The sequence below is a fragment of the Paraplanobispora takensis genome (genome assembly GCF_016863195.1).
Taxonomy (GTDB): domain Bacteria; phylum Actinomycetota; class Actinomycetes; order Streptosporangiales; family Streptosporangiaceae; genus Planobispora; species Planobispora takensis.
This window is the reverse complement of record NZ_BOOK01000044.1, coordinates 17,793-26,809: the sequence shown is the minus strand read 5'-3', so window position 1 is coordinate 26,809 and position 9,017 is coordinate 17,793. Positions and strand designations below refer to the sequence as shown.

The 9,017-nt window shown below is 72.0% G+C and carries 8 protein-coding genes; 1 reads left to right on the top strand and 7 read right to left on the bottom strand.

Going from position 1 to position 9,017, the window contains the following annotated elements; translation table 11 throughout:
• From mtlA to Pta02_RS29085, 6 genes are all read right to left on the bottom strand, one after another.
• Positions 1-1,143, bottom strand: coding sequence for a mannitol-specific PTS transporter subunit IIC (gene mtlA / locus Pta02_RS29110; RefSeq protein WP_203878163.1), 1,143 nt, complete (start codon positions 1,141-1,143; stop codon positions 1-3).
• A 68-nt stretch (positions 1,144-1,211) separates the two neighbouring features.
• Complete coding sequence (pfkB, locus tag Pta02_RS29105) at positions 1,212-2,153, bottom strand: 1-phosphofructokinase (RefSeq protein ID WP_203878162.1); 942 nt, start codon at positions 2,151-2,153, stop codon at positions 1,212-1,214.
• A complete protein-coding gene (locus Pta02_RS29100; protein WP_203878161.1) occupies positions 2,150-2,911 on the bottom strand; it encodes a DeoR/GlpR family DNA-binding transcription regulator in 762 nt (253 codons plus the stop codon). The genes pfkB and Pta02_RS29100 overlap by 4 nt, the downstream gene beginning before the upstream one ends.
• 149 nt (positions 2,912-3,060) lie before the next feature.
• The gene (thrS, locus tag Pta02_RS29095; RefSeq protein ID WP_203878160.1) at positions 3,061-4,314 is read right to left on the bottom strand and encodes a threonine--tRNA ligase; all 1,254 of its coding nucleotides are present in this window, start codon (positions 4,312-4,314) and stop codon (positions 3,061-3,063) included.
• 322 nt (positions 4,315-4,636) lie between these two features.
• Positions 4,637-5,095, bottom strand: a complete 459-nt coding sequence (locus Pta02_RS29090; RefSeq protein ID WP_203878159.1) for a hypothetical protein — start codon at positions 5,093-5,095, stop codon at positions 4,637-4,639.
• Between the two features lie 162 nt (positions 5,096-5,257).
• The gene (locus Pta02_RS29085; RefSeq protein WP_239131304.1) at positions 5,258-6,889 is read right to left on the bottom strand and encodes an amidohydrolase family protein; all 1,632 of its coding nucleotides are present in this window, start codon (positions 6,887-6,889) and stop codon (positions 5,258-5,260) included.
• A gap of 176 nt (positions 6,890-7,065) precedes the next feature.
• On the opposite strand from Pta02_RS29085, the gene Pta02_RS29080 reads away from it, so the two are divergent.
• Positions 7,066-7,962: an NAD(P)/FAD-dependent oxidoreductase gene (locus tag Pta02_RS29080; RefSeq protein ID WP_203878158.1), complete on the top strand. Its 897-nt coding sequence runs from the start codon at positions 7,066-7,068 to the stop codon at positions 7,960-7,962.
• 51 nt (positions 7,963-8,013) lie between these two features.
• Here Pta02_RS29080 and Pta02_RS29075 read toward each other — a convergent pair whose 3' ends face one another.
• Positions 8,014-8,973, bottom strand: coding sequence for a helix-turn-helix transcriptional regulator (locus Pta02_RS29075; protein WP_203878157.1), 960 nt, complete (start codon positions 8,971-8,973; stop codon positions 8,014-8,016).
• Positions 8,974-9,017: the final 44 nt, after the last annotated feature.

Genomic DNA, 9,017 nt, shown 5'->3' with positions numbered 1-9,017 from the left:
TCAGGCCTCCTTCGTGATGGACGGAGCGGCGGATGCGGTGCCGGAGGAGGTCTCCTCGGCGGCGGCGTCCTGCGCCGCGTCCTCGGCCTCCTCCTTCTCGCCGCGGCCGAAGCCCAGCAGGAGCGCGGCGACGGCGAAGGAGACGAGGGTGGCGACGAGGATTCCGGCGATGGAGGCGAACCAGCCGCCCTTGGGGGTCACGGCCAGGTAGGCGAAGACGCTGCCGGGGGAGGGCGGGGCCACCAGGCCGGCGCCGGTGAGGAGGAAGGTGAAGACGCCCGCGGCGCCGCCGGCGATGACGGCCAGGATCAGGCGCGGCTTCATCAGGACGTAGGGGAAGTAGATCTCGTGGATGCCGCCGAAGAAGTGGATGACCATCGCGGCCGGGGTGCTGGGGCGCAGCATCCGGGGCCCGAAGAACAGGAACGCCAGCAGCAGGCCGAGACCGGGGCCGGGGTTGGTCTCCAGCATGAACAGGATCGACTTGCCCTGCTCGGAGGCCTCGGCCACGCCCAGCGGGCTGAGCACGCCGTGGTTGATGGCGTTGTTGAGGAACAGGACCTTGGCCGGCTCGATCAGGACCGAGGCCAGCGGCAGCAGGCTGTGGGCCACCAGCCAGCCGACCGCCTCGCCCGCGGCCTTGGTCACCGCCTCGATGATCGGGCCGATGCCCCACACGCCCAGCAGCGCCACGCCGCCGCCGACGATGCCCGCGGTGAAGTTGTCCACCAGCATCTCGAAGCCGGCCTTGGTGCGGTCCTGGAGGAAGCCGTCGACCAGCTTGAGGACGTAGGCGGCGAGCGGACCGATGATCATCGCGCCGAGGAACATCGGCACGTCCGCGCCGACGACCACGCCCATGGTGGCGACCGCGCCCACCACGGCCCCGCGCTGGCCGTGGACCATCCGCCCGCCGGTGTAGCCGATCAGGACGGGCAGCAGGACCTTGACCATCGGCTCGACGAGGGCGGCCAGGCTCTCGTTGGGCAGCCATCCCGTCGGGATGAACAGGGCGGTGATCAGGCCCCAGGCGATGAACGCGCCGATGTTCGGCATGATCATGCCGGCGAGGTGCCCGCCGAAGCGCTGGATGGCGGCTCTCGCCCCTGTCCCCTGGACGGCGGGAGTGTAGTCGGTGGTCATCTAATAGTGCTCCTTCCGGGGTGACCGGCGGGTGGGAGCCGGTCGAGGGGGGTGGTGGTGCGCCGCTGTCAGCCCCCGGACCGCAGCGGCAGGGCCGGATCGGCCGCAGAGGTGCGGATGTGGTCACGGCGGATGTCGGCCGGGGCGGGCATCCGGCTGCCGGGCAGGCCCACCGCGGCGGTGCCCCAGGCCAGCGCCTCGGCCAGGGCTTCCTCGCCGCGGGCCCCGGCGGCCAGGAAGCCGGCCAGCATGGCGTCACCGGCGCCGACGGTGCTGCGCGGTTCGGCGACGGGGCCCTCGCCGTACCAGACCCCGTCGTCCTGGATCAGGACCGCGCCGTCGGCGCCGAGGCTGGCCAGGACCGTGCCCGCGCCCATGGCGCGCAGCCTGTCCGCCGCGTCGATCGCGTCGCCCAGCGTGGTGATCTTCATGCCGGTGGCCTCGGTCAGCTCCTCGCGGTTCGGCTTGACCAGGGCCGGCCGCGCGGGCAGTGCGGCCGTCAGCGCGGGCCCGCTGGTGTCGATGGCGACGAGGATCCCGGCGCCGGTGAAGCGGCGGCACAGCCGGGCGTAGAGGTCGGCGGGGACCCGCGGGGGCAGGCTGCCGGAGGCCACCACCCAGTCGGCCGAGCCGGCGGCGCCCAGCACCGCCTCGGCGACGGCGTCGAGCTCGGCCGCGGACAGCTCCGTGCCGGGCTCGTTGATCTTCGTGATCGTGCCGTCGGGCTCGGCGAGCGCGACGTTGGAGCGGGTCGGGCCGGTCACGGGGACGGTGACCATGTCGATGCCCTCGGCCGACAGCAGCCCGATGAGCCGCCCGCCCTCTTCGCCGCCGAAGGGGACGACCGCGCAGGAGCGGATCCCGTTGGCCAGCAGCGCCCGGGAGACGTTGACCCCCTTGCCGCCGGGGTCGAGATGGGTGGCGGCGGCGCGGATGACCGCGCCGCGGGTCAGGGCGCCGACCTCGATCGTGCGGTCCAGACTGGGGTTGAGGGTGAGCGTCACGATCATGCTCGGACCACCTCGGGCCCGGCGGCCGCGAGGTCGGCCGCCGTCACCGCGTCCAGGCCGGTGTCGCTGATCACCATGTCGATCTCCGACAGGGTCGCGAACCGGGCCAGGTAGGTGTTGGTGAACTTGGTGTGGTCGGCCAGCAGCACGCTGCGCTGGGCCGCGCCGATCATGGCCCGTTTCATCGCCGCCTCGGCCGGGTCGGGCGTCGTCAGCCCCTTGGCCACCGAGCAGCCGTTGGTCGCCATGAACGCCACGTCCACGTGGAGGCCGGCCAGCGGGCGCAGCGCCCAGTCGTCGACCGTGGCCAGCGTGCGCCCGCGGACCCGGCCGCCCAGCATGATGACGCTCAGGTTGGGCCGGGCGGCCAGCACCGTGGCCAGGGGAGGGGAGTTGACGATGACCGTGAGCTCCCGGTCGGTGGGCAGGGCCTGCACCAGCCTGGCCGTCGTCGATCCGGCGTCGATGATGACCGACCCGTCCTCCGGCAGCTCGCCGAGGGCTGCCTTGGCGATGCGCTCCTTCTCCTGGGTCATCACCTCGTCTCTGGCGGCCAGGGCCGGCTCGAAGCCCAGCCGCTCCACCGGGATGGCGCCGCCGTGCACGCGGCGCAGCACGCCCGCGCGCTCGAGCGCGGTCAGGTCGCGGCGGACGGTCTCCGTGGTGACGGCGAACTCCTCCGCCAGCGTCACCACGTCGACGCGCCCGGCCTCCCGTGCACGTCGCAGGATCTCCTGCTGCCGCTCCTCGGCGTACATGGTGTTGATTCACCGCCGTTTCCGTTTGGTTTAACCTTTGTTTACACCCGAGTGTGTTGGAAAAACAAGAGGTGTGACGCACGATGATGCGGAGATGCGGCGTCCGCGGAAACGGCGGTGTCATGTCACAGGGGTACGGCGGTGCCGTGTCACAGGGGTAGGGCGGCCTCCCGCCCGGCCAGTGCGACCGCCTCGGCGACCGGGAGCGGCTCGCGCCGTGACCCGTCGCGCAGGCGCAGCGCGACCAGCCCGGCCGCCGCCTCCCGCGACCCGATCACCGCCTGGTACGGCACCAGCCTGTGATCGCGGATCCGGGCCCCGAGGGTGCCGCGCTCCGGGCCGGACAGCTCGGCCCGCAGCCCGGCCTCCTCGCACGAGCGCAGGAACTCCCCGGCCGCCGGGACCTCGGCCTCGGAGATCGGCAGCGCCACCACCTGGACCGGGGCCAGCCAGGCGGGGAACGCCCCGCCGTACACCTCGATCAGATGGGCCGCCAGCCGCTCCATGCTGCCGACCACGCTGCGGTGCACCATCACCGGCCGGTGCATGCGCTGGTCGGGGCCGATGTACTCCAGGCCGAAGCGGCCCGGCTGGAACAGGTCCACCTGCACGGTCGACAGGGTGGACTCGCGCCCGGACGGGTCGGTGAACTGTATGTCGATCTTCGGTCCGTAGAAGGCGCCCTCCCCCTCGGCCTCCTCGTACGGCAGGCCGCACTCCTCCAGCGCCTTGCGCAGGATCGCCTCGGCCCGTCCCCACATGGCCGGGTCGTCGATGTACTTGTCCCCGCCGCCCCGCAGCGAGAGCCGGTATCCGGAGGCGGTGATGCCCAGCGCCCGGTGCGCCCGCCCGATCAACGCCAGCGCCTCGGCCACCTCCCGGCCCGCGTCCTCCTCGGCGCAGAACACGTGGCCGTCGTTGAGCTGGATGGCCCGCACGCGGGACAGCCCGCCGAGCACCCCCGACAGCTCGGCGCGGTGCATGCCGCCCAGCTCGGCCAGGCGCAGCGGCAGGTCCCGGTGGCTGCGCGGCCGGGAACGGAAGATCAGCGCGTGGTGTGGGCACAGGCTCGGGCGCAGCACGAACTCCTCCCCGCCGACGACCATCGGCGGGAACATGTCCTGGCGGTAGTGCGCCCAGTGCCCGGATATCTCGTACAACTCGCGTTTGCCCATGATGGGGGAGTGGACGTGCCGGTATCCGGCGCGCCGCTCGACCCGGCGGACGTAGTCCTCCACGGAGTGCCGCACGGCCGCGCCCGCCGGCAGCCAGAACGGCAGGCCCTTGCCGATGAGCGGGTCGGTGTCGAACAGGTCGAGCTCACGGCCCAGCCGGCGGTGGTCGCGGGGGTGTTCGCCGGGCTGGTCAGGCTGGTGGCCGGGGCGATCGCGGTGGTCGTGCATGGTGGTCTCCTCGCTTGGGAAAAGGCGAGCGACCGAACGACGAAGCCCCGGGCGCTCGCCCGGGGCTTCGTTTCACGACAGATGTCAGCGCGCCGGGACGATCTCCGGCGTCGTCGTCACATCAGCGCGTCTCATGATGGCGACGGTAGCCGACCCTGCCGGGACGGCGCCACTGTTTTCCTTCCCCGGCTGAGGAACCGGGTGCGACACGACCGTGGAGGGGCGGCCGTTCGCCGGGGATGTGCCTGGATTGCCGGGCTGATGAAGGGGGCCGGCTCGAATATGACGACGAGTGGCTCAGGGGGTCCAGGCGTGGCGTTGATTACCTGGAAGGGAGTCTTTCCAGGATCTCCTGCAGTATCGACATGGTGGAGGTGTGCCGGGTGTCGGCGACCCGCTGGTTCGCGTCCACCTTGCTTTCGAGGGCGTCGAACCTGGTGTCCACCGCGTCGAACTTGGCGTCCACCGCGTCGAACCTGGTGTCCACCGCGTTGAACCTGGCGTCCACCGCGTCGAACTTGGCGTCCACCGCGTTGAACCTGGCGTCCACCGCGTCGAACTTGGCGTCCACCGCGTCGAACTTGGCGTCCACCTTGGCTCCCAGAGCGTCGACCTTCGCGTCCACCCGGTCGATTCTCCGGGTGAGGCGCTCTTCGGACTCGGTGATGATCCTGGTCAGGGTGTCCCCCGCCTCGATCACGTAGACCTTGGTGGCCACGGTCTGCTCCAGAGTGGTGAGCCGGGACTCCACGAGGGTGACCCGTTTTTCGAGTGTCGTCATGCGGGAAGGATATGGGGACTTCGGTGCGCGTCCCGGCTTCCTCCTCCCGTCATCGTAACCCTATGCCCGCTTGATATCGCAGGTCAGGACATGTGTTGAAACGAGAGGCCCGGCCGGTTGCGCACCGGTCGGGGAACCGGTAGCTCCGGCCGGGCCGGTCGGTCATGGGATGCGGGACTCCGCGGCCTCCCAGGTGCGCAGGTAGGCCTCGGCGCCCGCGGCCAGGTCCTGGACGATCTCCTCGCCCGCGACGAGCCGGATGTCCTCGACCCAGTCGGGGATCAGGCCGTAGTGGGCGACCCCGTCGACGTTGACGTCCCAGACCCGCTCGCCGGTGCGCTGGCGCTCCAGTGTGACGGCCCCGTCGAAGGAGGTGAACGGGTAGGTCACCGGGTTGGCGGCGTTGCCCGGGCGTACCGGGGGCAGCGCGCCCAGGCCGTTGGCGTCCATGCCGAAGCCGTACCCGGGGCGCCCGGTCTCCCGTCGCAGCGGCAGGCTCTCGCGCCAGGCCGCGGCGTACGGCTCGGCGTGGTGGCTGCGGGCGGTGACCATCCCGCCCAGGCGGTAGATCCGGCCCAGGTAGGACGGGTCGAGCCAGCTGTGGGAGGAGACCACGCCGGGATAGCTCCGCGACTCCAGCAGGTCCAGGGCCTGGTCGGCGGCCTTGACGCTCATGTGGTCGATGTCGACGAGCATTCCACGCCGCATCATGCCCTCGATCATGTAGGAGCCCAGGCTCGTCAGCCCGCGGGTGTTGCAGTGCGGGGCGGCCGGGTAGACCGGCAGCCCGATCCCGCGGGGGAAGAGCCTGGCGATCTGGGGCGGGAGCACGCCCGCCGGGTCGATCGTGTTGTCGTGCTCGGGCCCGGTGCAGGTCCGGGCGCTCCAGAACCTGCCGGTGGACAGGAAGTTGCCCAGGTTGACGATGACGCCCTGGGTGCCGGAGTCGAAGCGCACGCCGCACAGCGCGTTGTCGTACTTGTGGCAGACGAACATGGTGCGCACGCCCAGCGCGTGCATCTCGTCCAGGCCGCGGTCGATCTGCGCCCGCGTGCAGTGCGGGACCCCCAGGGTCTGGCGGCAGCCGAACGGCTCGGAGGTCTCCACGCCGAGGATCACCGCGAGCTTGCCCGCCGCGATCACCTGCCGGGCCTCGGCCGGGGAGCGCACCACCCGGAACCAGCCCTTGCCGGGGCCGCCGGACCGGGCGTCGACGAAGTCCTGCATCTCGAAGGTGCGCTGCGCCTGCAGGCGCAGCGAGGCCGTCTCGCCGCAGGCGTTGCGCTTGAGCGGGTAGATCTCGCACAGCTGCCGGTTGGCGACCAGATGGTTGACCAGGACGCGCAGCCCGCCCCGCCAGGCCCGCTCCACCCAGCGGTGGTAGGTCTGCTGGTGGGTGAGCGAGTCGGAGGCCGGCCAGCTGCGGAAGGTCGGCCAGCCGACCGGGTCGTGGGTGCCGGTGGGGGAGCCCGTCCGGGTGAAGTTCTCGAACCAGGCCGCCTCGCCGTTCGGGAAGTGGTCGGGGCAGTCGACGAGGGCGTGGTCGATGCCGTCGGGGTCGAACGGCTTGCCGCACAGGAGCATTCCGCCGAACGCCTCGTACGACATCAGGTGCGTGTGCCCGTCGACGAAGCCGCGGGCGGGATCCGCGCTTCCCGGCGGCTCGCCGGTGGTGTTGACCTCCGACTCGGGAGGGGCCGGGGCGGCGGTGGCGGGAGTGGCGAGGCCCGCCAGGGCCAGGACCCCGATCAGGGATAACGCGGCGGTGAAGGATCCGGCGAACTTGATCATCATGCACCTCTGGTGCGCCGGGGGATTTGATGATTTATGTTCCGTCTCGTCAACTCGCCGGTCAAGAGAAACGTGAGCCCTACTCAAAAGTTTTCCGGGTGCCCCGCCGTACCGCCTCATCCAGGCGGTACGGCTCCCGCGGAAGTGACGGCGGCCTGCGGATGGGCAGGGAGAAGCTCATGCAGCACTATGACGTCGCGATCATCGGCGGCGGTCCCGCGGGGCTGACGGCGGCCCTGACGCTCAGCCGGTCCCTGCGCCGGGTGGTGGTCCTGGAGGCGCCGGAGCCCCCGCGCAACGCGGCCTCCCGGGGAATGCACGGCATCGTCGGGCTGGACGGCCTGAGCCATGACGAGTACCGCCTCCGGGCGTGGAAGGATCTGGCCGCCTACGGCATGGCCGAGTTGCGCGAGGCCGTCGTCGCCGACGTGGTGCCCGGCGTGCGGGACGGGTTCGACCTGACGGTCGAGGACGGCGACCCGGTGTGGGCGCACCGGGTGCTGCTGGCCACCGGCATGGTCGACATCCATCCCGAGGTCGAGGGGTTCGCCGAGTGCTGGGGCAGGACCGTGATCCACTGCCCGCTCTGCTCGGGCTGGGAGAACCGCGACCGGTCCTGGGGCGTGGTCACCTCCGATCCGGAGTTCGCCGGTACGGCGGACGCCGGGTTCGCCGCCTGGAGCGACAACGTGGTCGTCTTCGCCAATGGGAGGATGCCGGAGGGGGACCACGGGGTGGAGGCGATCGAGGGCAGGATCCGCAGGCTGCACCACACCGGCGGGGAGCTGTACGCGGTCGAGCTGGAGGACGGCGCGGTCATCGCCCGGCAGACCCTGCTGTGGCAGCTCGACCAGCGGCCGGTCCCCCTGGTCGCCCGGCTGATGGAGAACCTGGACCTGGCCGTGCAGGAGAACTGCTATCTCAAGGTCGACGAGGACTACCGCACCAGCGTGCCCGGCATCTACGCGGCGGGGGACATCGTCAGCATGGAACAGAGCGCGATGGAGTCGGCCGCCGCGGGCTCCGCCGCCGCCTTCCGGATCGTCGGCGACGGCACCGCACGCTGGGACCCCTGACCGGCCGCGGGGGCCGGGACGGGTCGTGGCACCGGGGCGGCGCCGGGGCGGTCATGTCGCCCGTACGGCGTGCAGGCAGCGGGCGGCCTGGGCGCGCAGGGCCTCGGCGAGTTCCGGCGGGCCCTCGGCGAGGGTGAAGTCGGCGTCCACCGAGGTGATCATCCACACCAGCGCCGACGGGGTGTCGGCGCCGACGTGCAGCAGGCAACTGTGCTCGTCGACGGCCTCGACCACGCCCATGCCCGGCCAGATCCTGTCGGCCACGCTCTCGGCGGGCTCGTGCAGGATGACGGTCGCCTGGACCGGCCAGGTCTGCGACGACAGCCGCCGCGACAGATAGGCCGCGACGTCGCCGTCGGGCGGCTGCCTGGGGGCGAAGCGGGGGCCGGTGGGCGTGCGGGGGGTCAGCCGGTCCACCCGGAAGGTGCGCCAGTCGTCGCGGTCGGTGTCCCAGGCGACGAGATACCAGTGCCGGCCGAAGCTGACCAGGCTGTGCGGCTCGACCGACCGGATGCTCTCGCCGCCGCGGGGGCCGGCGTAGTCGAAGCGCAGCCGTTCCCGGCGGCGGCAGGCGTGGGCGATCGCCATCAGTGTGTCCGGGCTGACCGCGGGCCCGCCGCCGCCGACCCTGACGGTCGCCGTGTGCAGCGTGTTCACCCGGTGGCGCAGCCGGGAGGGCAGCACCTGTTCGAGCTTGCCCAGCGCCCGCAGCGAGGTCTCCTCGATCCCGGCGACCGAGCCGCCCGCCGCCGTGCGCAGCCCGACCGCCACGGCGACCGCCTCGTCGTCGTCGAGCAGCAGCGGCGGGAGCGAGGCGCCCGCTCCCAGGCGGTAACCGGCGGCGCCCTGGGTCGCGTGCACCGGATAACCCAGCTCGCGCAGCCGTTCCACATCCCTGCGGACCGTGCGCGCGGTGACGCCCAGCCGGTCGGCGAGTTCGGCGCCGGAGTGGTCGCGGCGGGTCTGCAGCAGCGACAGCAGTTTCAGCAGCCGTGCGGCGGTGTCGGTCATACCGTCAAGATTGCCGGATCTTTCGCCGTGGCCGTCACTCCCGC